The sequence below is a fragment of the Desulfocucumis palustris genome (genome assembly GCF_002933875.1).
GTDB classification, from domain to species: Bacteria; Bacillota; Desulfotomaculia; order Desulfotomaculales; family Desulfocucumaceae; genus Desulfocucumis; species Desulfocucumis palustris.
The window spans coordinates 54,272-77,772 of sequence record NZ_BFAV01000130.1 but is presented as its reverse complement, the minus strand read 5'-3'; the positions used below and the strand labels follow the sequence as shown (position 1 = coordinate 77,772).

Sequence of the window (23,501 nt, the reverse complement as noted above, 5' to 3'; positions counted from 1 at the left end):
GGTGTTCCATATCATGGAATGATGTTGAAGAAGTTCAAACCTTGTCGAAATGAAATGTATACGGCGGATAAATATTACTAATAATATAAATGAAAAAATACCTGATATGTCTTTAGCTTGCAACGCTGTCGGGGATTATGGTAACATAATAACTACAAAGCCTAATACCCTACTATGTGCGTGATAACCCTGGAGTTTTGAGCCAACACTGCTTGATAGGGAGTCCGGGCTCTGATTGCGGCTTACAGGCCCTTGAAATACCAGGGACGTAAAAAACAGTCAGGAGGGCACCCACCTGTTTGGAACAGGTTCAAGGAAACTTTGGGGTTTCACGGCATCAGTGGGGTTTATTCATGGTGAAGTTTTCGAGCCGTAAGCCAGGTCGAAAACTTTTTTGTTATTGCAAAAGTTTACAATTTGGAGGTAATTGATTGGACCGCAGGTTTTCCCGCACGGAGCTGTTAATCGGCAGGGAAGGGCTGTCCAGGCTTGCCGCCGCCAGGGTTTGTGTTTTCGGGCTGGGGGGGGTCGGCTCCTTTGCCGCCGAGGCCCTGTGCAGGGCCGGGGTGGGCGGCTTCATCCTGGTGGACAGCGATGTGGTGGATGTTAGCAATATAAACCGGCAGTTGCACGCCCTGGACCACACGGTGGGCAGTCCCAAGGTGGAGCTGATGGCCCGGAGAATGGCCGGCATAAACCCTTCGGCCGGCGTGCATACATATTTTGAGCGTTTAAAACCCGGTGAAGAAGAAAGGTTTTTAAAACCCGGGCCCGATTATGTGGTGGATGCCATTGACGACGTCACGGCCAAAGTGGAGCTGCTGAAGTATTGCGTTACCAAGGGCGTACCGGTGGTGTCCAGCATGGGGGCCGGCAATAAACTGGACCCGGCGGCCTTTAAGGTTGCCGATATATCTGAAACATCGGTTTGCCCCCTGGCCAGGGCTGTAAGGAGGCGGCTGAGGCAGGAGGGTGTGGAAAGGGGAATTAAAGTGGTGTATTCCACGGAGAAACCAATGACCTCCGGTGCCGGCGGCGGTGGTGACCACGGGGAAAAAAGCCCTCCCGGCAGCATTTCCTTTGTTCCGCCCGTTGCCGGATTGATACTGGCGGGCCTGGTGGTGACAGACCTCCTTCATAATAAAAAGCCTTTTTAAGGCAAATGAATTGACAATGACTTTTGGGGAATATTATAATTTAGCAAGGGAAAGGCATAGTTTGCATTTATTAACATGGATTATGTTTGTTTATTACTGGGTTAGGGGTAATTTTAACCGGACATGCAAAGGCCGGAATTATATAAGGAGGGGTGGATGTATTGGCCAGCGAACTCATTCAATATTTATCTGATACCACTTTCAAGGATGTTGTAAGCAAATCGGATGTGCCGGTGGTGGTGGACTTCTGGGCTGAATGGTGCGGGCCTTGTAAGATGATTGCACCTGTGGTGGAGGAACTGGCTTCGGAATACCAGGGGAAAGCGGCGGTGGCTAAACTGAATGTAGACGAAAACCGTTCCACTCCCACCGAGTTTAAGGTTATAAGCATTCCCACCTTGATAATTTTCAAGGGCGGCAAGGAAGTTGAACGCTCCATCGGCTTTAAAACCAAAAAAGAATTAAAGGCGATTATCGACAAGCACCTTTAAAACAGACCCGGACACGCGTGGTAAAACACGCGTTTTTTATTTTTTTCACCTCCCTGGTATTATTTAATTAAAAAAATGACCATACTATTAGCAGCTTACATTTTAAACGGGAGGTGATTAACATGGTAGGAACACCGCTGGCGGATTATTTCAGAAAAGTAAACGACCGCCTGCCCGAGGAAGCCGAACGGGTGCTTTTGGCGCTTGTGGACCAGGGCAGCATGAATAAAGAGGAATTATCTCTGACCGCCAAAGTTAAACGGGCGGTACTGGATCACGTGGTAATGCAGCTTTACGCCCTGGGGCTGGTGGAAGTATCCACTGAGGGAAAAAGTAAAATATGCAGCCTTACAAGGTTGGGTGATGAATTCTTAAACCTGATCAAAGAAGCCGGTTAAAATTTAACCGGCTTTTCTTATTGACTGACTGGAATTAGCTGGAGAAGTCGGCGGGACATTATACACTGGGACATTATACGTTGGGGACATTCCTCTGATAAGAGGAGTGTCCCCTGACATTTTTAAGAGGTGTGTCCCCTGACCTTTTTAAAAGGCGTGCCCCGCTCCTTTTTTATCCCATTAACAGCCTGTAAGACCCCGTCCTTGAAGGTCCGGGATAAACGGGCTGTAAGCTCGAAATTATAAGGCCAGGGGATACTCCTTACTTTGGAGCGCGGCCTTAGGGCCGGAGGAATGTTCCCGACATATGCCCGGCGGGGGAATAACCCCTTGCGGACCCAAGGCTCACTTATATGTTGTAACCCTGGCGGCGTAAGGATATAATGTGTTAAAGCACGGCAAACAACAGTTCTGCAAATGGCCGGAGGTGGTAATTATGAAAAGTCTCTTCGACCAGACAATGAAGGATGATATGCGCCGGAGGGCTCCGCTGGCGGAAAGGATGCGTCCCGCCGGCCTGGATGACTTTGAAGAACAAAACGGCGTTATCGGTGCCGGAACCCCCCTGCGCAGGGCCATTGAGAGTGATACCCTTACCTCGGTGATACTTTACGGCCCGCCGGGTACCGGGAAAACAACCCTGGCCAGGATAATCGCCGGGATGACCAAAAGTCATTTTGAGACCATCAACGCGGTGATGGCCGGAGTGGCGGATATCCGCAGGGTAGTGGACCAGGCCCGGGAGAGACTGTCCCTTTACCGTGAGGGCACTGTTCTGTTCATTGATGAAATCCACAGGTTCAATAAAGCCCAGCAGGATGCGCTGCTGCCCTTTGTGGAGAGCGGGCTGCTTGTATTAATAGGCTCCACCACGGAAAACCCCCTTTTTACTGTGAATCGTCCCCTGTTGAGCCGCTCCAGGCTGTTCAGGCTGGAGCTCCTGTCCCGGGAGGCGCTGGTGCGGTTGCTGAATCGCGCCCTGAAAGACGTGGAAAGGGGACTGGGCAACTATACCGTCAGCCTGGAGCCGGGGGTGCCGGAGTATATGGCCGGAATCGCCAACGGTGACGCCAGGGCGGCCCTTAATTGCCTGGAATTGGCTGTCATGACGACTCCTCCCGGAGAGGACGGGGTACGGAGGATCGGCCTGGGACTGGCGGCCGAGGCGTGTGGCGGCAGGGTTCTGCAGTATAACCGGGAAGACGAGCATTACCACGTGGTTTCCGCTTTTATCAAAAGCATGAGGGGATCGGATCCCCAGGCCACGCTGTACTGGCTGGCCCGTTTGATATATGCCGGGGATGATCCGGAATTTATCTGCCGCAGGATTATGATCCATGCGGCCGAGGATGTGGGCCTGGCCGACCCCGGAGCCCTTAGGGTGGCCGTGGCGGCGGCCCGGGCTGTGGAGCGGGTGGGCATGCCCGAGGGGAGGATTATCATGGCCGAGGCCGCCCTTTACGTGGCCCTGGCTCCCAAAAGCAATTCCGTGGTAATGGGTATAGACGCCGCCATGAAAGAGGTCAGGGACGAGCAGGCCATGGACGTGCCCAGGCATTTGAGAGACGGCAGCTATTTTAAATTAGAGAAAATTGCTGGAAATAATACCGTAAATGAATATAAATATCCCCATGATTATCCCGGGCATTATGTCCGGCAGCAGTACCTTCCGGACAATATGAGGGGAAAAGTGTTTTACAGCCCGTCGGAAAACGGTGAGGAAAAACAAATCAAGGCCCTTCTGGAACGGCTGAAGAACATGGCAAATAACAGGCAAAAATAATTCAGACCAAAATACTCGGGATTATTGACTTCAATGTTCAGCCGTGATAATATATGCCATAGTAATTCAGAGTAAAATACTCTGAATTAAAAGGGGGTGGGACGTTGAGGCTTTCCACCAAGGGACACTACGGGCTGAAGGCCATGTTTGACCTGGCGCAGCATTACGGGTCGGAACCCATTCCTTTAAAGAGCGTGGCTGAACGTCAGAATTTGCCCGAGTATTACCTTGAGCAGATTGCGGCGGTTTTGAGAAAGGCCGGCCTGGTAAAAAGTGTGCGGGGAGCCCAGGGTGGATACATTCTGGCCAGGGCGCCCGGTGATATTAAAGTGGGCGATGTTATAAGGGCTATGGAAGGTCCTATAGCCCCGGTGGAATGTGTCAGTGAATTTGAGCCGGCGGAGTGCGACAATGCCGACTACTGCATCACCAGAAGCGTTTGGGCCAGGGTCAGGGACAGCATTATTCAGGTGCTGGACTCCATTAGCCTTGAGGATATGTGCCGGGACTCGGAAAAACTGCGCCCGCACCGGGATAAGCCGGAAGTGTAAAAATAGTTTTTATGCGGCCGGCACTGTGGACGGCAAATGGAAAAGCCCGCCGAAAAGAAGGGGAAATAGGGTCAGCGCGGTCATTTGAACCTGCTCCGCTTTTAGAGGAGGGGGTTTTGGGGAAGCGTTTCGTGAGGGTATCTGCCGGTTTTAAGATAGACTGTTATTTCGTAGCAAGGCAAACTTTTTATCAGTTGTTATTGAGCTGCAATAATACCACAGGAGGTTATGGACATGCGTAGAGTTTATTTCGACCACAGTGCCACCACCCCGGTCCGCCCGGATGTAGCCGATGAAATGTGCGCTTTCCTTAAAGAAAACTTCGGTAATCCCACCAGCCTGCACTATTTCGGCCGTCAGGCCCGCAAGGAAGTTGAGGCCGCCAGGGAAAAAGTGGCTGCGGCCATCGGCGCCACTCCCAACGAAATAGTGTTTACCAGCGGCGGAACCGAATCGGACAATATGGCCATACACGGTGTGGCCATGATAAATAAAAACAAGGGCAACCACATTATTACAAGCGCCGTGGAGCACCATGCGGTGATCAACACGGTAAAGGCCCTGGGCAAAGAGGGATTCACCGTTACCATATTGCCCGTGGATAAATACGGCATGGTCAGCGTGGACGACGTGGCCGCGGCCATCACCGACAAGACCATTTTGATTACCATAATGCATGCCAACAACGAAGTGGGCACCATCATGCCCATCAAGGAAATAGGAAGCCTTGCCCGCTCCAAGGGAATTACCATGCACACCGACGCGGTCCAGAGCTTTGGAAAAATACCCTTTAGCGTGGAAGAACTGGGAGTGGATTTGTTAACCATATCCGGCCATAAAATATACGGGCCCAAGGGTGTTGGCGCCCTTTATATAAGAAAGGGCACCCGCTGGAAGCAATCCCTTTTCCACGGCGGGGCACAGGAGCGCCTGCGCCGGGCGGGCACGGAAAACGTGCCGGGGATAGTGGGCCTGGGCAAGGCCGCCGAACTGGCCATACGGGATTTGCAAAGCGAAGCGGAGCACCTGAAAGCCCTGCGGGACCGGTTAATTCATGAAGTAACCACTAAAATCGACTATGTGAAGCTTACCGGCCACCCCACCATGAGACTGCCCAATCACGCCAGCTTTACCTTTGAATTTATTGAGGGCGAGTCCATGCTGCTGAGCCTGGACTTAAAGGGTGTGGCGGCATCCAGCGGTTCGGCCTGCACCTCCGGCTCCCTGGAGCCCTCCCACGTATTGCTGGCCATGGGCATACCCCACGAGATTGCCCACGGTTCCATCAGGATTACCCTGGGCAGGGACAATACCATGGAAGACATTGATTACTTCCTGGAGATAATGCCGCCCATTGTAAACAGGCTGAGAGCCATGTCGCCCCTGGACCAGGAAACCGAATTCGCCATCAACGGCAGCTGCGATGCCTGCAAGGCACACGGTTCCTGCAAGATGTAACGATGCTGGATTAATATTTATGGCTCCGCTGGAAAAGATAATTTATAGGAGGTTTGGGCCATGTATACAGAGAAGGTAATGGATCATTTTGAGAATCCCAGGAATGTAGGAGAGATTGAAAATCCAGACGGTGTGGGACAGGTGGGCAATCCAACCTGCGGCGACATAATGAAAATTTACTTAAAAGTTAAAGATAATGTAATCGAGGATGTTAAATTTAAAACCTTCGGCTGCGGCGCGGCCATTGCCACCAGCAGCATGGTTACCGAGATGGTCAAGGGGAAAAGCCTGGACGAGGCTCTGAAAATAAGCAACAAAATGGTGGCCGAGGCCCTGGGCGGGCTTCCCCCCAAAAAGATGCACTGCTCCAACCTGGCCGCGGATGCCCTGCAGGCCGCCATACAGGACTATATGGACAAGCAGGAAAAGAAATAAAGTTTTCAGGTCAGGAATCAGGAGCCGGCAGGAGAGAACGGTTTTATCCCGCCAACAGCCTATAAGACCCCGTCCTTGAAGGCCGGGGATAAACAGGCAATTAAGGAAAGGGGACATACTTCTCTTTAAAGGTCAGGGGACACACCTTCATTTGGAGCATACCTTTAGGGTAGAAGGAATGTCCCCAACGTAGGTTCGGAAGGGGGATAACCTCTTCCGAACCCAGGGCTTACTTATATGGTCTTGAAATTTCGACTCCTGAATTTTTGGATACCTGAATAGTACCTTTCTATTTCGGATAAAAAGGTGAGAGCCATTGGGCAACGGTAAGAAAGTTGTTGTAGCCATGAGCGGCGGGGTGGACAGTTCGGTCACCGCCGCCATTTTGCTTGAGAAAGGTTACGAGGTCGTAGGGGTGACCATGCAGATATGGGACCCCGGCATCACCGAGGTTGAGGGCGAGCATGTGGGCTGCTGCTCCCTGGCGGCGGTGGAGGATGCCCGGAGGGTGGCCAACAGGCTGAACATACCCTATTATGTGATGAACTTCAGGGGCGCCTTCCAGGAAAAGGTGGTAAACTACTTTATCGAGGAATACATTGCCGGCAGAACTCCGAACCCCTGTATAGCCTGTAACCGGTACGTTAAATTTGAAACCCTGCTGCAAAAGGCCCTGGCCCTGGGGGCGGACTATGTGGCCACGGGGCACTATGCCAGACTTTTTTGGGACCCGGCCAGGGAAAGGCACCTGGTGCGCAAGGCCGTGGACAGCAGGAAGGACCAGACCTACGTGCTCTACAACCTGACCCAGGAGCAGATAGCCAGAACGTTGATGCCCCTGGGGGATTATACCAAGGAGCAGGTGCGCGGCATGGCGGCGGAGCGGGGTCTGGCCGTGGCGGACAAGCCTGAAAGCCAGGAAATATGTTTTGTTCCCGATGACGATTACACCCGCTTTCTCCAGGAAAGGGCCGGGGATCGCATAAAACCCGGCAATTTCGTGGATATGCGGGGAAATGTCATCGGCAGGCACCGGGGAATACCCTTTTACACCATAGGCCAGCGCAGGGGGCTTGGGTCCGGTTTCGGCCGGCGCATGTACGTGGTGGATATGGACAGGGACACCAACGACGTGGTGCTGGGCTCCAATGACGATCTGTACGCATCGGCCCTGGAGGCGGTGGACAATAATTATATACTTTTTGAGGAATTATCCGGGACGGAACCGGTGGAGGCCCAGATACGCTACAACGGAAGCCCGTCCCCGGCGGTTATTTCCCCCCTGCCCGGAGGCAGGGTAAGGGTATCCTTTGAAAATCCCCAGCGGGCCATCACCCCCGGCCAGGCGGTGGTATACTACCGGGGCGACCTGCTGGTGGGTGGAGGCACCATAATATAAGGGGTCAGGCTATTAACTTATTAACTTATTCCGTGGAATAAGTTAATAAGTTAATAGCCTGACCCCTTGCATTTTTTATTTGATAAGCGGGTATAATACCCATTACGAATGGTTTGGGAGGCGAGGCAAATTGCAATGCCCTATTTGTGGCGGCAAGGCCACCGGCAAAGTAGGAGTGGAGCAATATTACTGCTGGGATTGTTGCGTTGAGTACAGGCTGAATAAAGAGGGCGTTCAGATTTACGAGGTTGCCGAGGACGGCAGCCTGGTGGCCTTCGATCCGCACAATGAATTCCTGATGTGACTTCCGGGAGGGAAATCGATGAAAAGGGGATTTTTCAGGGGTGTCATCACCGGCGCAGTGATGGGAGCCTTTGCCGGACTGTTCATGAAACCCCAACGCAAGATGGAAATAAAGGGTTTTAAAAACATGGCGGACCCCGAGCAAATTCAGAAAAAAGCGCAGCATATGGTAAAGGGTTTAACCAGAAGATTAAGGGTTAAGTGAGTGAGGATATTGTCCTCACTTTTTCTTTAAATAGACACGCGTTGTTGCAATGCTTCCGGGAGGGCGTCCAAGTGGCCTGGTGGAGTGAAAGGTTATATCACCGGAGATTGTTTTATGGATTATTAATTGTCTTGTTCCTTTTATTTTTGTATGTTATCCGAAGCGTGCTGCCGGCGTTTATTCTGGCCGGGGTGCTGGTATATCTGCTCAGCCCCATTGTGAACGCCGTGGAAAAAAGGGGGACCGGGAGGGTAACGGCAATATTGCTGGTTTACCTGGCAATGATCATTCTTGGTGCATCCGTGGGCCTCTACGGAATGCCCAGGCTGGTGGGGCAGCTGAACACCCTTGCCAGCACGGTGCCGGTTTATACCCGGCAGGTCCAGGAAATAAGCGAAGATATCCAGGCCAGGTATACCAGGGCCGGCCTGCCCAGGGAAATGAAAGACATAATCGACGGCCAGATTAAAAAGGCGGAGGAAGAGATACTGTCTCTGGCCGAAGATGCCGCCGCCGGGATGATTGGCCTGGCGGGACATGTTGTCAGCATTTTTCTGGCCCCGGTGCTGGCTTTTTATATTTTAAAGGATCTGGGGCACTTTAAATCGGAATTTACCAGGATAATTCCGGTACGCTGGCGTATGGACGTTCTGGAGTTGCTCAGCGATGTCAACCGGGTGCTGAAGAGTTATATCCAGAGTTATTTGCTGGTTTGCCTGGTGATAGGGGTGCTGGTGGGGTTAACCCTGGCCGCCCTGGGGCTGGAGTTTGCCCTGACCCTGGGTATTTTCGCCGGTCTTACGGAACTCATACCATATTTCGGGCCGGTTATCGGGGCTGTGCCGGCGGTGGCCCTGGCGCTCTTAAGTTCCAATTGGCTGGCCGTAAAGGTGGCCTTCGCCTTTTTTATCATCCAGCAGCTGGAGGGCAGCGTTATTTCTCCCAAGTTGCTGGGGGACAGGATGGGGCTGCACCCTCTGGCCGTGATTGTTATCCTGTTCGCCGGGGGAAGGCTGTACGGTCTCACCGGGATGCTTCTGGCGGTGCCCACCGCGGCGGTGTTGAAGATTTTTCTGACCTTCGCCTGGCGCAAATTGGCCGGTGCTTGATGAAATCCACCGGGCCAAACGGATTCTTGACACTTCGCTGGCGGAGTATGTATAATTATACAGCAAAAAATCAAAGATGGCAGGATGAGGAAAGAAAGTGGAGTGATTTGCTTGAAGAGAATGTCCGGTAGTGAAATAAGAGAACGATATCTTGGTTTTTTTGAAAGCAAAGGGCATAAAAGACTACCCAGCGCCTCTTTAATTCCGGCCAACGACCCCAGCATACTCTGGACCGCCGCCGGAATGGTTCCCTTTAAACCTTACTTTACCGGAGCGGCAAAGCCGGAAGTGCGCCGGGCAACCACCTGCCAGAAATGCCTGCGCACTCCGGATATTGAATCCGTGGGACGGACTGCCCGGCACCATACATTTTTCGAGATGCTGGGCAACTTCTCCTTCGGCGATTATTTTAAAAGGGAGGCCATATCTTGGGCCTGGGAATTTGTTACCAAACAGCTGGAGCTTCCCCAGGACAAATTGTGGATTACAATTTACCTGGATGACGACGAGGCCTTTGATATATGGCACAGGGAGATCGGTGTGCCGGAAAGCCGGATTGTCAGGATGGGGAAAGACACTAACTTTTGGGAAATAGGCGTGGGGCCCTGTGGGCCTTGCTCGGAGATATATATTGATCTGGGCGAGGAAAGGGGCTGCGGCTCCCCGGAATGTTCAGTGGGCTGCGACTGCGACCGCTACCTGGAAATATGGAACCTGGTGTTCATACAGTTTTTCCGGGACGAGGGGGGTAATTATTCTCCTCTGGAAAATAAAGGGATAGACACGGGCATGGGGCTGGAGAGAGTGGCCTCGGTGCTGCAAAATGTTCCCTCCAATTTTGATACCGACATTTTTAGGGAAATTATGGATTTTACCGCCGGAGAAATCGGCGTCAAATATGGAACGGATAAGGACACGGACCTGGGTTTGAAGGTTATAGCCGATCACTGCCGGGCGGTTACCTTTGCCGTATCCGACGGGGCGCTGCCCTCCAACGAAGGCCGGGGGTACGTGTTGCGCCGCCTTTTGCGCCGGGCGGTGCGTTTCGGCAGGCTGCTGGGGGAGACGGAGCCTTTTCTGTTTAAAGTAGCGGGGGCCATAATCCGCCAGATGTCACCGGCCTACCCGGAATTGGAAAAGAACAGTGAGCACATTCTGAAAGTTATAAGCACGGAGGAAGCACGTTTTGGGGAAACCCTCTCCCAGGGGACCGAAATATTAAACAGGCTGGTTCAGGAGGCCAAAGCCGCCGGCGGTACGGAGATTACCGGCAGTGACGCGTTTAAGCTTTACGACACCTATGGCTTCCCCCTGGAACTGACCATGGAAATAGCGGAGGAAAACGGCCTGGGGGTTGACCAGGACGGCTTTGCCGCGGCCATGGAGGAGCAGCGACGGCGTGCCCGCAGCGCCAGGCAGGAGACCGAATACCTGTCGGAAACCGGAGCGCTGTTCAAGGAAGTGAGAGATAAATACGGCGAAACCGTTTTTGTGGGCTACGGCACCCTGGAGGCGGAGGGCCGTGTGATCGCGCTGGTGAAAGAGGGGCAGCGGGCCGACAGGGCTGTGGCCGGTGAGGAAATTCAGTTTGTTTTGGACAGCACTCCCTGTTATGCCGAATCCGGCGGCCAGGTAAACGATTACGCCAGGTTAACGGGAGCCGGGTCTGAAATTGAGGTTTTCGAAGTGTATAAACCGGTGGAAGGACTTTTCGTGCACCGGGGCAAGGTATTAAGCGGCATGGTGCGGGAAAGCGACCTTTTTAAGGTCAGTGTGGACCTGCCCAGGCGCTCGGCGGTTGCCCGCAATCACTCGGCCACACATTTGCTGCACAAGGCTCTCAAGGAGGTGCTGGGGGAGCATGTGAACCAGGCCGGCTCGCTGGTGGAACCGGATCGGCTGAGGTTTGACTTTACCCATTTTAGCCCGGTAACCCCCGAGGAAGCCCGCCGCATTGAAGAGATAATTAACGCCAGGGTACTGGATAACCTACCGGTGGAAACCCGGGAAACCTCTCTGGAAGAGGCCAGGGCAACCGGTGCGGCGGCACTGTTCGGGGAAAAATACGGCGAGAGGGTACGGCTGGTGAAAATGGGGGATTACAGCCTGGAGCTCTGCGGCGGTACCCATGTAAGGAGCACCTCGGAAGTGGGGCTGTTCAAACTGCTGGGCGAGAGCTCGGTGGGCTCCGGTTTGCGCCGGGTGGAAGCGGTCACCGGGGAGGGAGCCCTGCGCTATATCAATGCCAGGGACCAGCAACTGGAAAGCATAGCCCGGGCGGTGAAGGCCGCCCCCAGCGAGGTGGTGCACCGGGTGGAATCCCTGGTTAAGGATTACAGGGAACTGGAGCACGAGGCGGAAAATCTGCGTGCCAAGCTGGCCCGTTTCGAGGTGCAGAGCATGCTGGACCAGGTAACCGACTTGAAGGGAGTCAAATTTTTGGCGACCCATACCAGCGCTCCGGATATGGACAGTTTACGGGCCATGGTGGACCTTTTAAGGGACCGTATGGGCTCCGGGGTGATTGTCCTGGCCAGTCCGGTGGGCGACAGGGTCAACCTTGTGGTGGCGGTTACCAAGGACCTGCTGGGCCTGGGGCTGCACGCCGGCAAAATCATTAAAGAGGCGGCCGCGGCGGTTGGCGGCGGCGGTGGAGGACGTCCGGAAATGGCCCAGGCCGGGGGAAAGGAGCCCGGCCGCGTACAGGAAGCCCTGGACAGGGCCAGGGCGGTTGCCGGGGAACAGATAAAAGGCTGACTGGAATAAAAGCGGGTTACCCCCGCTTTTTATTTTACTTCCGGCTTTTTCATTTGTCAGGTATAATAATATTTAATCACAAAAATCAGCGGCGGAGTTGGAAATGGTTGATAACTTATTTTTCCTGGGTTATTATAGCAGTGGAGGAAAAGACAAAATAGCAACGAATTATAATTATCAAATGAGGTTATATTTTTCCTAAGGGGGGGTAAACCGTGCTAAAGGAACCTTTTGAAGAAACAGTAATGTTTAAAGTACAGGCGGAAGAAGTAAATCAGGCCAGGGAAATACTGCTTACGGTGTATTCCGCCCTGAAGCAAAAGGGATATAACCCCATCAATCAGATTGTAGGCTACCTGCTGTCAGGAGACCCTGCTTATATCACCAGCCACGGCAATGCCCGGAGCCTAATCCGGCGGCTGGAAAGGGACGAACTGCTGGAGGAGTTGGTGAAAAACTATCTGGAAAAGTAACCCTGCGTAAATGCAGGGTTTTATTTTGAATGTAAAAGGGAGATTGGTCTTGCAGTACAACTATCTGGGGAAAACCGGCATTAAAGTTTCACGCCTGTGTTTCGGGGCGCTTACCATAGGGCCGTTGCAATCCAACCTGCCGGTCAAAGAGGGGGCCGGGATTATTCGCCGGGCCCTGGACGCCGGCGTGAATTTCATCGATACCGCGGAATTATACCAAACCTACCCCCACATCAGGGAGGCCATACGGGGCCGCTCCGGTGAAACGGTAATTACCACCAAATGCTACGCCTATACCAGGGAGGGTATGGAAAAAAGCCTGAGCACCGCGTTAAAGGCCCTGGGCAGGGATTATATAGACATTTTCTTGCTGCACGAGCAGGAATCGGAACTTACCATCCGGGGCCACTGGGAGGCCGTGGAGCGTCTGCTGGAGGCAAAGGAGAAGGGTGTTGTAAGGGCCCTGGGCATCTCCACCCACTCGGTGCGGGGCGTCAGGGCGGCGGCGGCGGTTCCGGAGTTTGACGTTATTCATCCCCTGGTGAATATTACAGGCATAGGAATTCAGGACGGCACGGTGGAGGACATGGCCGCGGCCATCGCCGAAGCCGGCAGGGCGGGAAAGGGTATTTACGGCATGAAGGCCCTGGGAGGAGGCAACCTGATCAGCGATACCCGGCAGGCTTTTGATTTTGTCCTTTCGCTTCCCGGGCTGGCAGCGGTGGCTGTGGGGATGAGAACCGCGGCCGAAGTGGACTATAACGTGGCGGTGTTCAACGGTCTGACTCCGGACAGCCGGGTGCAGAGGCTGGTGAATGTCCAGAGCCGCCGCCTGCACATAGAGGACTGGTGCCGTGGCTGCGGACAATGCGTGGAACGTTGCGGGTCCGGCGCCCTGTTTCTGGACGGGGACAGGGCAAGGGTGAACCCGGAGCTTTGCCGGCTGTGCGGTTATTGCGGCAGCGTATGCCCTGAATTTTGCATAAAAATTATATAAATTGAGAAATTTAAACAAATTGCAAAATAAAGGCATCCGGTGAGGTTAGTTGGCAGGGAATTTTGGCAACACTGGAAGGTGTGATAAAATGTGCGGGTAATGGGCCTTGATCTGGGAGACAAAACGATAGGGGTTGCGGTGAGCGATCCCCTGGGCTGGACCGCCCAGGGGGTTGAAGTGATACGCAGGGATGGCAATAAGGCTAGGGAAATGGACAGGCTGAAGGAACTGGCTGGGACTTACGGGGTGGAAAAAGTGGTGCTGGGACTGCCCCGGAATATGAACGGGACGCTGGGAGAAAGGGGAGAAAAGTCAAAGGCATTTGCCCTGGAGGTGGAAAAACTCCTGTCCCTGCCGGTGGAGCTCTGGGATGAGCGGTTAAGCACCGTGGCCGCGGAAAGGATTTTGCTGGAGGCGGACACCAGCAGGGCGAAACGTAAAAAAGTTATAGACAAGGTGGCCGCCGCCATAATTTTGCAGGGATATCTGGATTCCGGGGGAGCGGGCAGGTGATTATCCGTTTTCAACCGGCCTTATTGGCAAAATGCTTTGTTTTGCTTGCCATGATTCAATTTCCTTGACAATTGTCTTTTCCTGGTATAGAATAGGTTGAATTTTTGATTATGAGGTGAGCTATATTGGCTGACAAGGACAACAACAAGCCGGGCAACGGTGCCGGCAGCGACCACGTGGACGGGCACCATTGCGGGTGCGATCACGACTGCAGCTGTGACGGCGGGGAGGATGAAGTTCTTACACTTATCGACGAGAACGGCGAGGAACGCAACTTTACAGTAATAGATATTCTCGAGGTGGAGGGTACTGAATATGCCATCCTGCTGCCTGTGGACGAGGAATCGGACGAGGCTATCATATTAAGGTTCGAAAAGGACGAGGAAGGCAACGAACTGCTGGTGGACATAGAAGATGACGAGGAATGGGAAAAAGTAGCCGATGCCTGGGAAGAAATGATTGCACAGGAAGAATAATGGGATATAATATCAGTAACCGGATTAACCGGCCCGGGGATTATCCCCGCCGGTTTTTTTATTGCGATCAAGTGCGGGGTTTTTTAGCATAATCTGCTTTAAAAATATTTATCATGCTGTCGGAACATCGACGGAATTCGGGGCGTCCTTCTTGTTAGCAGGGAGGGAGTTTTTACTTTGAAGTACAAAACAGCAATAACCGGCGGGCTAATCGGAGTGTTTCTGGCAACAGGGCTTTTATTTTTTATGGGTGCAACCCAGGCGTCAGATTCGCAAAAGGTGCTGGAGGGCGTCAGTTTTATAGGACAGAATTTATCCGGGCTGGAGAGGGAGAGCGGTATTAAAGAAATTGCCTCCCTGGAAAAAGACTACCTGTCCACCCCGGTAATTTTGGAGTATCAGGACCGTGCCTGGCAGATAGCGCCGGCATCACTGGGAGTCTCCCTGGATGCTGAGAAAATAATGGAAAAAGCCCTAAAAGTCGGGAAAGAAGGCTCTTTTATCGACAACTGGCGGGAGAAAAGCCGGATCAGGACCAATGGTGTTGATCTGGTTCCGGTGCTTAAGCTGGACAGGGAAATGTTTGACCACGGGCTGGATAATTTAACCGCCGATTTGATCATTTTGCCGGTGGATGCGGGTTTTGCCGTCACAAAAGCGGATACGGTTGAAATAATTCCAGGCCGGGAAGGGGTGCTGGTGGATAAGGAAAAGGCCGCCAGGGACCTGCTGTCCGTGCTGGAAAACAACCGTGTGGTCCCCAGGGTGGAACTCTCTCTGAAAAAGGCGCAGCCGGACGTAACCACTGAAGAAGTGAGGGAATACGGGCTGGATACGTTGCTTGGCTCCTATACCACCCGTTTTGACGCCTCGGTAACGGACCGGGCCTTCAACGTAAGGGTGGCTGCCGGCGCCCTGGACAATTTGCTGGTCCCTCCCGGCAAGGAAACTTCTTTCAACAAAGTGGTTGGCCCCAGGAGTTCGGAGGCCGGTTACAAAAACGCCAAAGTCATTGTTAACAACGAATTGGTGGACGGCCTCGGGGGAGGGGTTTGTCAGGTCAGCACAACCCTTTACAATGCGGTATTGATGTCCGGCCTGGAGGTGGTTACCCGTAAAAACCACTCCCTGCCCGTGGCTTACGCTCCGGCGGGAAGGGACGCCACCGTGGCTTATGACTATATAGATTTTGTATTCAGAAATAATACGGATAAATATTTGTACATAAAGACTTATACCGGCGGAGGCAAGGTAACCGTAAAAATATACGGCAACTCCCAGGCCAGGAAAGATATAATCATTAAAACAAAAACCGTTGAAACATATGATTACAAGGTGGTTTACGAGCCGGACCCCACCCTGGCCAAGGGAACCCAGAAGGTTAAAAAAGAAGGGGTAAAAGGGGCGAAAATAATCGCCAGCAGGATTATAGAGGAAAACGGGGCATCCAGGCTGGAATCCCTGCCCGCCAGCCTTTACAATCCCCAGAACCAGATAGTTCTGGTGGGCACGGGTGAGAGTGTTTCACCTGTCCGTCAGGCTGGCGGCACAGCGCCCGGCAGCGGTCCGGACAGCCGTAAAAACGGGCAAAACGAACAGGTAACCGGGGAGGCCGGGGCCGGTCAGGAACCCCCCCCGCCCCAGGGAGGTATCGTTCCTCCGTCGGGGGCGTGAACCCTACTATGACATTTCTTTTTTGGAGAGAGCCAGGGGCTCTCTTTTTTTATTCCCTTTTTATTCTATCAATTTCATATCCCACATATTTTTTAAATATAGTTTATTTGGTAGAAAGGGGTGCAAGCCGTTAATGAAAAAAATAGTCATTGCCGGGCGAAATGACAGCGGCAAATCAACCATTGTGGGGGAATTGTACCGCGGCCTGAAGGCCAAGGAGTATCAGCCCCTGGCTGTGGGCTCCGGCATACAGGATGAAAAACCTTATTTGCACAAGGGTATAGACGTTACCTATCTTACCGTGGCCGTTCCGGAGCCGGGAATGGACGTGGTGTCGGATGTTGAACGGGTTATCAGGAGCCATGTCAACCAGATTCAGGAGAAGAACAGGCTGATACAGCATGCCAGGAGGGCCTTGGAGGAGTTGAACAAAGTCCGTTCGGTGCTGGAATTGGGCAATCTTTCCCAGCGGGATATACCCGACATTTCAACGCTTCCCGATGTGGTCCTGATAGAGGCGGTGGGGATTAACGACGGCTATAAATCGGCTGAATGCAGAAATCTGGCCGACATTCTGGTAAGTGTGATACCGGCGGGAATAAAGGGCGAGATAATTATGGAGCAGGGCAGCATACTGCTGGATGAGGCGGATATAATTGTGGTTACCAAGATAGACGAAACTCCCAGGGACGTGTCCAACACCACCATCAAGCTGCTGCAGAGAATATACAGGCACAAGCCAATCATACCGGCGGTGGCCACCCAGGGAATACATATGGAACTGGTGCTGGAAGAGGTGGTAAAGAGGCTTAACGAACCGGTATTCCTGCTGGACAACGCCCAGCCTCAGGCCAAGGTGGTCATATCAAAGGAAAAGGGAACTGTCTAATGATTGGGGTCAGGCTTTACTTTGTTACTTTCCGCGGAAAGTAACAAGCTAAAGCCTGACCCCACTTAGGTTGTAAGAAAAAGAAAAAGGATGGTATAATTATAAAAAATGTCGACATGGAGTATAGATGAAAAGTCATATTTATCCTGCCGGCCGGAGACGCCTGAAGGTGCTGGTCCTGCTGGCCCTTGTCCTGCTGGTGGGAACGGCCTTACTGGCAAAACTGTATTTCAACGCGCTGATCACACCGGTGGACCCCTCCCAAAAGGGTAATGAGGTGATTTTAGACATTCCTCCCAACGCCTCCGGTGAGTATATCAGTCAAAAACTGTACCAGGCCGGTCTTACCAGGGGGCCCGAGGTATTTAAACTGTATGCCAGGTACAGGGGTATAACCGGCAAGTTAAAGCCGGGTAAATATATATTTAATCCTGCCCAGCCCCTGGAGGAAATCGCCACCGCGCTGGTAGCCGGCCCGCCGGATAAAATAGCCTTTACGGTGCCGGAGGGGTATGACTTTCGCCAGTTGGTGGACATGCTGTCCCAGCGGGGTTTGATCCAAAGGGAAGAATTCACCCGCCTGGTTTTCCAGGGGGATTTCGGCTATTCCTTTTTAGAGGGGATTCCCCGGAACAGCCGGCGCCTGGAGGGCTATCTTTTTCCCGATACATACCATATAGGCAGCGAAACCACTGAAAAAGAAATAATAGAAATGATGCTCAAACGCTTTAACGATGAGCTGGTGAAAATTAATTTCTCCGAGCATACGGCCCTGCTGGGGCTGAGCCTTCACCAGGGGGTTACCCTGGCCTCCATGGTGGAAAGGGAAGCCCGGGTGGACAGGGAGCGGCCTCTGATCGCGGGAGTCATGCTAAACCGGCTGCACCGGGGAATGAAACTTCAGATTGACGCCACTGTGGAGTATGCCCTGGGTGGCCACAGGGATAAAATATATTACAAGGATCTTGAAACCGATTCACCGTATAACACTTACAAGTACTACGGGCTTCCCCCTGGACCCATTTCCTTTCCCGGGGAGGCTTCCCTGTTGGCGGCGGTCCATCCGGAAACAACTGATTATCTGTACTACGTGGCCAGGCCGGATGGAACCCATGTCTTCTCCAAAACCCTGGCCGAGCATAATGCCAACAAGGCCAAATATATTAAATAAGGTAAAGCAAAGTATGAACACTTTGCTTTTTTACTGGGCAGCACGCTTATAACCGGTGCCCGGTATTGGAAAAGACCCTGTTATAAAGGTTTTTGCATTAGTCTTCCACGGGATGGTGACGTTTTTGAAAAGGCCCGAGCTGCTGGCCCCGGCCGGCGACATGGAAAAGCTGAAGGCCGCCGTGGTTTACGGCGCCGATGCGGTTTATCTGGGAGGAAAGAGTTTCGGCCTGCGCATGGGGGCGGAAAACTTCGACCCCGACGGGATGAGGAGGGCTGTGGAATTTGCCCATGCCCGGGGGGTAAAGGTTTATGTAACTGTAAATATATTTGCCCATAACAGGGACCTGGATAACCTTCCCGGATACCTGGGGGAGTTAAGGGATATTAATGTTGACGGGATAATCGTGGCTGATCCCGGGGTTTTTTCCGTGGCCAGAAAGGAGGTCCCGGAACTGCCGGTGCATGTCAGCACCCAGGCCAACATAACCAACCGGGCCTCGGCCGCCTTCTGGGAATCTATCGGTGCCCGGCGGCTGGTGCTGGCCAGGGAACTTTCCCTGGAGGAAATAGCCGGCATCCGGGAGTCGGTGGCACTGGAGTTGGAGGTTTTCGTGCACGGCGCCATGTGCATATCTTATTCCGGCAGGTGTCTGCTCAGTAATTACATGACCGGCCGGGACGCCAACCTGGGGGATTGCGCCCAGGCCTGCCGCTGGCGTTACGCCCTGCAGGAGGAAAAAAGGCCGGGGCAGTATTTTCCCGTGGGGGAGGACAAACGCGGGACTTATATATTAAGCTCCCGGGACCTGTGCCTGCTGGATTACCTTCCGGAGCTAATCCGGGCCGGTGTGGGCAGCCTCAAGATTGAAGGGCGGGTTAAAGGGGTTCATTACGTGGCCACGGTGGTGAAGGTTTACCGGCAGGCCATCGACCGCTTCATGGCGGACCCTGAAGGGTACCGCGCCGATCCCGCCTGGTGGGAGGAACTGGGCAAGGTAAGCAACAGGGATTATACCACCGGATTCATATCCGGGCCCGTCGGGTCTGAGGGGCAGGGCCACCTGGATAAAATATACCGCCGGCAGTACACCTTCGTGGGGACCGTGGAGAATTACCACCGGGTTTCAGGTGTGGTCGAGGTTCAGCAGCGCAACCGCTTTGCGGTGGGTGAGACCCTGGAGGTGCTGGCTCCCCCGGGAAAACCCCAGGGTATATTCAAAGTGGAGAAAATGTATGACGGAGAGGGCGGGGAGATTGAAAACGCCCCCCACCCCTGTCAAAAGGTGCTGCTGCCGGTACCCTTTCCATTGGAACCTGGCAGCCTGTTAAGGCGAAGAGAACAAACCGGTTAGACAAAAAAATTGTATATAATCCGTTCTTTCCGGCCAAGCTGTTTATAAATGGCTGATCCTGGAAGGATTGGATTTAATGGACATAATTATATCCAAGAGGCTGGTGTGGATCTTTTCACTGCTGGCCCTTTTCTTATTGATGCTTACCGCCCGGCTGGGCTACCTTCAAATCGCCAGGGGTGAAATCTATGCCCGCCAGGCCCTGGAGAGGGAAACGGAAAAGGTTGTCCTGGAGGATTTCAGCCGGGGGATGATTCTGGACAGGAATTATAATTCTTTAACCGGCTCTCATAACGCCAACCGGGTGGTGGTGTTTCCCCGGCTGGTGGAGGATAAGGCTCTGGTTTCAACCGGCCTGGCCTCAATTCTGCGGGTGGATGCCGGGGAAATCAGGAAGAAAATTTCCTCCGGGCCCGGGCTGCTTTCCTATCCCCTGGATGCCGGGCAGGCTTTGGCCGTAAAACAGCAGGGCTGGGAAGGCGTGACGGTGGTTCCCGCGCATTTCCGCTATGGAGTGAGGCCTCTGGCCACCCAGGTGGTGGGGCATCTGGGCCGGGTGCGTGATAATGCGGAAAGGGAAAAACTGGCCCGGCTGACCGGCAGGAGTTACAGCTTAAGTGACTGGGTTGGCCGCCAGGGTCTGGAAATGTATTATGAACAGGTATTGAAGGGAGACAGCCCCGCCGCCAGCGCCAGGCTATTCCTGGATGCCTCAGGCAAAGCCCTGCCCGGCCTGCCCCTGGAAGTCAATACCAACGGGGCCGATCCTTCCCGGGGCAATGTGATTACCACCCTGGACGCCGCCATTCAGTCCAAGGTGGAGGAAATCATGGACCGGGAGGTGGAAATGGGCGCGGTGGTGGTTATGGCTCCCGGCGGGGACCTGCTGGCCATGGCCAGCAGGCCCGCCTACAACCCGGCCCCGGGTAAAATTGAAGACTATCTGGGCGGCAACAACGACGCCTTTCTGGACCAGTGCACGGACCTGTTTCAGCCGGGTTCAATTTTTAAGGTGGTGGTGGCCGCTGCCGCCCTGGAGGAAGGACTGGTTTCAGAAGACACACTCTTTTACTGCGCCGGGCGTGAAGACAGGCTTATATCCTGCTGGCACCCGGGACATGGTGAAATCACCTTCGCCAGGGCCTTCGCGGAATCCTGCAACCCCGCCTTCGCCAGGCTGGGGTTAAAACTGGGGGCCGCCAAAATAATAGAGTACGCCGGGCGGCTGGGGCTGAACAACCAGGAAATAACAGGCTACCCCCTGCCCCGTAAAAACCAGCAGGATTTTAGGCTTATTGCCGCCAAATACAATCTGGTTAACAGCAGCGTGGGGCAGGGTCCGGTGCTGGCCACCCCGGTGCAGATTTCAGCCATGCTCAACACAATGGTCAATGGCGGTGTATACCGGCAGCCCAGGCTGGTAAGCGGTATTTCAGGCCCGGGACTGGAAAAACAGTTTCCCCCGGGTGAAGGGGTAAGGGCGGTTTCTCCGGATACCGCCGCAAGGCTTTTAAAGCTGCTGGGCATGGTGACAACCGAAGGGGTGGGGCGGGAAGCCTATGTGCCGGGAGTCGGCAGCGCGGGCAAAACCGGCTCGGCCCAGCTGGGTTACGGGGGAGGCCCGGTCAATGCCTGGTTTTCCGGCTATGTTCCAAAGGAAAATCCTCAATATATTATCACCGTGCTGGTTAGAAACGGAAAGAGCGGCGGGGAAACCGCCGCGCCACTGTTCAGGGAAATCGCCCGGGAAATAATGCTACTAAAACATTAAGCAATAATTAATGAAAATTTAGAATTATTTCGCTGAGAATTAAAAATATATCGTCTTTGATTGACTGCCTAGGGAAAGTATAGTAGGATAATATTATATTTTTAAGCCGGGAGGCAGTGTGAGATATGATTGTTAAAGGTGACCAAATCCGCGCCATGCGTGAAGAACGCGGCTATACGCTGCAGGATCTGGCACGCCGGGCAAGCCTGTCTCTATCCTATCTCAGCGAAATTGAAAGAGGCTCAAAGCGCCCTTCATTGAAAACCATAGACAAGCTGGCCTCTGCCCTTAATGTGTCAAAGGCGCAGCTTATAGAGGGCGATGTGATAGACACCGGACTCTCCCTGGGGGATAAAATCCGCCTCATGCGCGGGGAAAAGAATCTCTCCCTGCAGGATCTGGCGGTTAAAGCGGGCATTTCACTGTCATACCTGAGCGAAATAGAACGCGGCACAGTCTATCCGGCGCTCAACACCCTGAAAAGGATTGCCGAGGGACTGGGCGTGCATCCGTCCGCGGTGATGGGGCACGAAGGGTCCCTGGGCCACAAGCTTAAAGCCCTGAGGGAAGAATACGGGCTTACCCAGGCCCAGCTTGCCAACCTGGCAGGGGTTACCGCCGGATTAATCGGTCAAATAGAGCAGGGCAAAGTCCAGCCGTCGCTTAAAACCCTTGAAAAACTGGCTGAGGTTATGGGGGTGTCCCCGTGTTATTTTATTATGGAACCCGGCGCGGTGGACCAGATGTTAAGCCTGATGAACCCGGAACTGAGGGAGTTGCTAATGCACCCCAATGTACAGGCTGTATTGAATCTGATTTGCAACCTCAATGAAAAGGAACTGCAGTTTGTTCTTAATTTTATACAGTTATTTAAAAAATCAGAATTAAGCTAACCGGTTCCGTATTTACACGAATCCGGTGAAAAGTGTATTATGGCTGCGGAGGTTACAATGCCAGCGTATGTGGTGCCGGAACTCTGCCTGGGCTGCGGGGCGTGTGCCGAAATATGCCCTAAAAAAGCAATTATAGTATTGCTGAAAAGGGCCCGGGTGGACATAGAACTGTGTGACGACTGCGAGGAATGCATCTTTATATGCCCCAACGGGGCCATAACCGGCGGATGATGGAGGTGTAAATTTTTTATGCCCATATATGACTACCGCTGCAAAAAATGCGGGCAAAGGTTTACCGTGATGGTGGCCATCAGCGACCGTGACAAGGTAACCTGTCAGAAATGCGGCAGCCCCCGGGTGGAGCAGTTAATATCGGCCTGTTCCGTTAAAGTGGGAAGTTGCGGCGGTTCCGCCGTTAAGACCGGCGGCGGTTGAGGAATATAAAATTAGGACGCCGTTGGCGGTCCTTTAAAATTGCAAAGGGGAGATGAATTTGGCACTGGAATTAAACGACAGTAATTTTGAAGCGGAGGTCTTGAAATCGGATCTGCCGGTACTTGTGGATTTCTGGGCGCCCTGGTGCGGGCCCTGCCGCAGTATGGCTCCGATTATCGAGGAACTGTCCAATGAGTATCAGGGCAAGGTGAAAATTACAAAGTTGAATGTGGATCAAAGCCAGGAGATTGCCCGCCGTTTCGGCATAATGAGCATTCCGACCCTGATTATTTTTAAAAACGGACAAAACGTGGGCCAGACCGTGGGGTTGACCCCCAAGGCGCTTCTGGCCAAGAAACTGGATGCGGTTATTGAAGATTAAATATACTAAAATTATACTGCACTTATTTTAAAGCTAAAAAAGCAGCGCCTTTAAGCCGGATGGCAGGGCGCTGTTTTTTTCCGGAAATCGCTGCTAAAACATTCACCTGGCGCTTCAGCCGGGCGGACAGTATTAATTTGGGACTTTATCGTTAGGGACACTATATTTGGGTGGGCGTTCATACGTTGGGGACGTTCATACGTTGGGGACATTCCTCTGGAAGAGGTGTGTCCCCTTTCCACTTTCGGAGGTATGTCCCCTAACCTTCGATCGGCCTGTACGCATAGCGCCGTCCGGCACTTTTCCCAAACGAAAATGCCTGTTGCGAACTTCCGGACAATTTTCAAATCTAATGGTGCCGCTTAGCAGCGTAAACCGTCCATTTTTTCAGGTTCTCCCGAAAGCGCTTTGTTATATTTTCAGCACT

At 53.1% G+C, this 23,501-nt stretch carries 25 protein-coding genes and 1 other RNA gene; all 26 read left to right on the top strand.

Features of this window, described 5'->3' with window-relative positions; genetic code table 11:
* Positions 1-163: 163 nt before the first annotated feature.
* The 26 genes from ssrS (at position 164) to trxA (DCCM_RS11380) (ending at position 23,074) form a co-directional block, all read left to right on the top strand.
* Positions 164-351: non-coding RNA, 6S RNA (gene ssrS, locus DCCM_RS11500), on the top strand.
* Positions 352-431: 80 nt separating this feature from the next.
* Positions 432-1,157: a tRNA threonylcarbamoyladenosine dehydratase gene (locus tag DCCM_RS11495; RefSeq protein ID WP_104372541.1), complete on the top strand. Its 726-nt coding sequence runs from the start codon at positions 432-434 to the stop codon at positions 1,155-1,157.
* 161 nt (positions 1,158-1,318) lie between these two features.
* On the top strand, positions 1,319-1,648 hold the full coding sequence (trxA, locus tag DCCM_RS11490) for a thioredoxin (protein WP_104372540.1): 330 nt from the start codon (positions 1,319-1,321) through the stop codon (positions 1,646-1,648).
* A gap of 122 nt (positions 1,649-1,770) precedes the next feature.
* Positions 1,771-2,046, top strand: coding sequence for a transcriptional regulator (locus DCCM_RS11485; RefSeq protein ID WP_104372539.1), 276 nt, complete (start codon positions 1,771-1,773; stop codon positions 2,044-2,046).
* A 436-nt stretch (positions 2,047-2,482) separates the two neighbouring features.
* Positions 2,483-3,829: a replication-associated recombination protein A gene (locus DCCM_RS11480; protein WP_104372538.1), complete on the top strand. Its 1,347-nt coding sequence runs from the start codon at positions 2,483-2,485 to the stop codon at positions 3,827-3,829.
* Positions 3,830-3,933: 104 nt separating this feature from the next.
* On the top strand, positions 3,934-4,380 hold the full coding sequence (locus DCCM_RS11475) for an RrF2 family transcriptional regulator (protein WP_104372537.1): 447 nt from the start codon (positions 3,934-3,936) through the stop codon (positions 4,378-4,380).
* A gap of 234 nt (positions 4,381-4,614) precedes the next feature.
* The gene (gene nifS / locus DCCM_RS11470) at positions 4,615-5,838 is read left to right on the top strand and encodes a cysteine desulfurase NifS (protein WP_104372536.1); all 1,224 of its coding nucleotides are present in this window, start codon (positions 4,615-4,617) and stop codon (positions 5,836-5,838) included.
* Between the two features lie 60 nt (positions 5,839-5,898).
* Entirely contained in the window at positions 5,899-6,273 is a 375-nt protein-coding gene (gene nifU, locus DCCM_RS11465) for a Fe-S cluster assembly scaffold protein NifU (protein WP_104372535.1), read from the top strand.
* A 316-nt stretch (positions 6,274-6,589) separates the two neighbouring features.
* Positions 6,590-7,672, top strand: a complete 1,083-nt coding sequence (gene mnmA, locus DCCM_RS11460) for a tRNA 2-thiouridine(34) synthase MnmA (RefSeq protein ID WP_104372534.1) — start codon at positions 6,590-6,592, stop codon at positions 7,670-7,672.
* Positions 7,673-7,802: 130 nt separating this feature from the next.
* Positions 7,803-7,976 (top strand): YrzR-like zinc ribbon domain, encoded by a 174-nt coding sequence (locus DCCM_RS18650; RefSeq protein WP_165792127.1) that lies wholly within the window; start codon positions 7,803-7,805, stop codon positions 7,974-7,976.
* An 18-nt stretch (positions 7,977-7,994) separates the two neighbouring features.
* The gene (locus DCCM_RS11455) at positions 7,995-8,180 is read left to right on the top strand and encodes a hypothetical protein (protein WP_104372533.1); all 186 of its coding nucleotides are present in this window, start codon (positions 7,995-7,997) and stop codon (positions 8,178-8,180) included.
* Positions 8,181-8,251: 71 nt separating this feature from the next.
* Positions 8,252-9,289: an AI-2E family transporter gene (locus DCCM_RS11450; protein ID WP_104372532.1), complete on the top strand. Its 1,038-nt coding sequence runs from the start codon at positions 8,252-8,254 to the stop codon at positions 9,287-9,289.
* Between the two features lie 120 nt (positions 9,290-9,409).
* Entirely contained in the window at positions 9,410-12,046 is a 2,637-nt protein-coding gene (gene alaS, locus DCCM_RS11445; protein WP_104372582.1) for an alanine--tRNA ligase, read from the top strand.
* Positions 12,047-12,261: 215 nt separating this feature from the next.
* Positions 12,262-12,519 carry an IreB family regulatory phosphoprotein gene (locus DCCM_RS11440; protein ID WP_269433752.1) on the top strand — a complete coding sequence of 86 codons (258 nt, stop codon included), beginning with the start codon at positions 12,262-12,264 and terminating at the stop codon, positions 12,517-12,519.
* A 49-nt stretch (positions 12,520-12,568) separates the two neighbouring features.
* Positions 12,569-13,516 carry an aldo/keto reductase gene (locus DCCM_RS11435; RefSeq protein WP_104372531.1) on the top strand — a complete coding sequence of 316 codons (948 nt, stop codon included), beginning with the start codon at positions 12,569-12,571 and terminating at the stop codon, positions 13,514-13,516.
* 90 nt (positions 13,517-13,606) lie between these two features.
* A complete protein-coding gene (ruvX, locus tag DCCM_RS11430; RefSeq protein ID WP_104372530.1) occupies positions 13,607-14,029 on the top strand; it encodes a Holliday junction resolvase RuvX in 423 nt (140 codons plus the stop codon).
* A 176-nt stretch (positions 14,030-14,205) separates the two neighbouring features.
* Positions 14,206-14,505, top strand: a complete 300-nt coding sequence (locus DCCM_RS11425; RefSeq protein ID WP_104372580.1) for a DUF1292 domain-containing protein — start codon at positions 14,206-14,208, stop codon at positions 14,503-14,505.
* 177 nt (positions 14,506-14,682) lie between these two features.
* Positions 14,683-16,179, top strand: a complete 1,497-nt coding sequence (locus DCCM_RS11420; protein WP_104372529.1) for a VanW family protein — start codon at positions 14,683-14,685, stop codon at positions 16,177-16,179.
* Between the two features lie 133 nt (positions 16,180-16,312).
* Positions 16,313-17,068 carry a P-loop NTPase family protein gene (locus DCCM_RS11415; protein WP_104372528.1) on the top strand — a complete coding sequence of 252 codons (756 nt, stop codon included), beginning with the start codon at positions 16,313-16,315 and terminating at the stop codon, positions 17,066-17,068.
* Positions 17,069-17,195: 127 nt separating this feature from the next.
* Entirely contained in the window at positions 17,196-18,239 is a 1,044-nt protein-coding gene (gene mltG, locus DCCM_RS11410; RefSeq protein ID WP_104372527.1) for an endolytic transglycosylase MltG, read from the top strand.
* Between the two features lie 124 nt (positions 18,240-18,363).
* Complete coding sequence (locus DCCM_RS11405; protein ID WP_104372526.1) at positions 18,364-19,593, top strand: peptidase U32 family protein; 1,230 nt, start codon at positions 18,364-18,366, stop codon at positions 19,591-19,593.
* 76 nt (positions 19,594-19,669) lie between these two features.
* A complete protein-coding gene (locus DCCM_RS11400; protein WP_104372525.1) occupies positions 19,670-21,364 on the top strand; it encodes a peptidoglycan D,D-transpeptidase FtsI family protein in 1,695 nt (564 codons plus the stop codon).
* 125 nt (positions 21,365-21,489) lie between these two features.
* Positions 21,490-22,257 carry a helix-turn-helix domain-containing protein gene (locus DCCM_RS11395; protein ID WP_104372524.1) on the top strand — a complete coding sequence of 256 codons (768 nt, stop codon included), beginning with the start codon at positions 21,490-21,492 and terminating at the stop codon, positions 22,255-22,257.
* Between the two features lie 57 nt (positions 22,258-22,314).
* Positions 22,315-22,488: a DUF362 domain-containing protein gene (locus DCCM_RS11390; protein WP_104372523.1), complete on the top strand. Its 174-nt coding sequence runs from the start codon at positions 22,315-22,317 to the stop codon at positions 22,486-22,488.
* Positions 22,489-22,506: 18 nt separating this feature from the next.
* Complete coding sequence (locus DCCM_RS11385) at positions 22,507-22,692, top strand: FmdB family zinc ribbon protein (RefSeq protein WP_104372522.1); 186 nt, start codon at positions 22,507-22,509, stop codon at positions 22,690-22,692.
* A 58-nt stretch (positions 22,693-22,750) separates the two neighbouring features.
* A complete protein-coding gene (trxA, locus tag DCCM_RS11380; RefSeq protein ID WP_104372521.1) occupies positions 22,751-23,074 on the top strand; it encodes a thioredoxin in 324 nt (107 codons plus the stop codon).
* Positions 23,075-23,501: the final 427 nt, after the last annotated feature.

What these genes read in the sequence shown, in the direction of transcription:
- mltG (WP_104372527.1), top strand. Translation starts at nt 17,196, where the DNA reads ATGAAAAGTCATATTTATCCTGCCGGCCGGAGACGCCTGAAGGTGCTG.
- nifU (WP_104372535.1), top strand. Translation starts at nt 5,899, where the DNA reads ATGTATACAGAGAAGGTAATGGATCATTTTGAGAATCCCAGGAATGTA.
- DCCM_RS11395 (WP_104372524.1), top strand. Translation starts at nt 21,490, where the DNA reads ATGATTGTTAAAGGTGACCAAATCCGCGCCATGCGTGAAGAACGCGGC.
- DCCM_RS11390 (WP_104372523.1), top strand. Translation starts at nt 22,315, where the DNA reads ATGCCAGCGTATGTGGTGCCGGAACTCTGCCTGGGCTGCGGGGCGTGT.
- DCCM_RS11485 (WP_104372539.1), top strand. Translation starts at nt 1,771, where the DNA reads ATGGTAGGAACACCGCTGGCGGATTATTTCAGAAAAGTAAACGACCGC.
- DCCM_RS11385 (WP_104372522.1), top strand. Translation starts at nt 22,507, where the DNA reads ATGCCCATATATGACTACCGCTGCAAAAAATGCGGGCAAAGGTTTACC.
- DCCM_RS11480 (WP_104372538.1), top strand. Translation starts at nt 2,483, where the DNA reads ATGAAAAGTCTCTTCGACCAGACAATGAAGGATGATATGCGCCGGAGG.
- alaS (WP_104372582.1), top strand. Translation starts at nt 9,410, where the DNA reads ATGTCCGGTAGTGAAATAAGAGAACGATATCTTGGTTTTTTTGAAAGC.
- DCCM_RS11455 (WP_104372533.1), top strand. Translation starts at nt 7,995, where the DNA reads ATGAAAAGGGGATTTTTCAGGGGTGTCATCACCGGCGCAGTGATGGGA.
- DCCM_RS11400 (WP_104372525.1), top strand. Translation starts at nt 19,670, where the DNA reads ATGGACATAATTATATCCAAGAGGCTGGTGTGGATCTTTTCACTGCTG.
- DCCM_RS11415 (WP_104372528.1), top strand. Translation starts at nt 16,313, where the DNA reads ATGAAAAAAATAGTCATTGCCGGGCGAAATGACAGCGGCAAATCAACC.
- nifS (WP_104372536.1), top strand. Translation starts at nt 4,615, where the DNA reads ATGCGTAGAGTTTATTTCGACCACAGTGCCACCACCCCGGTCCGCCCG.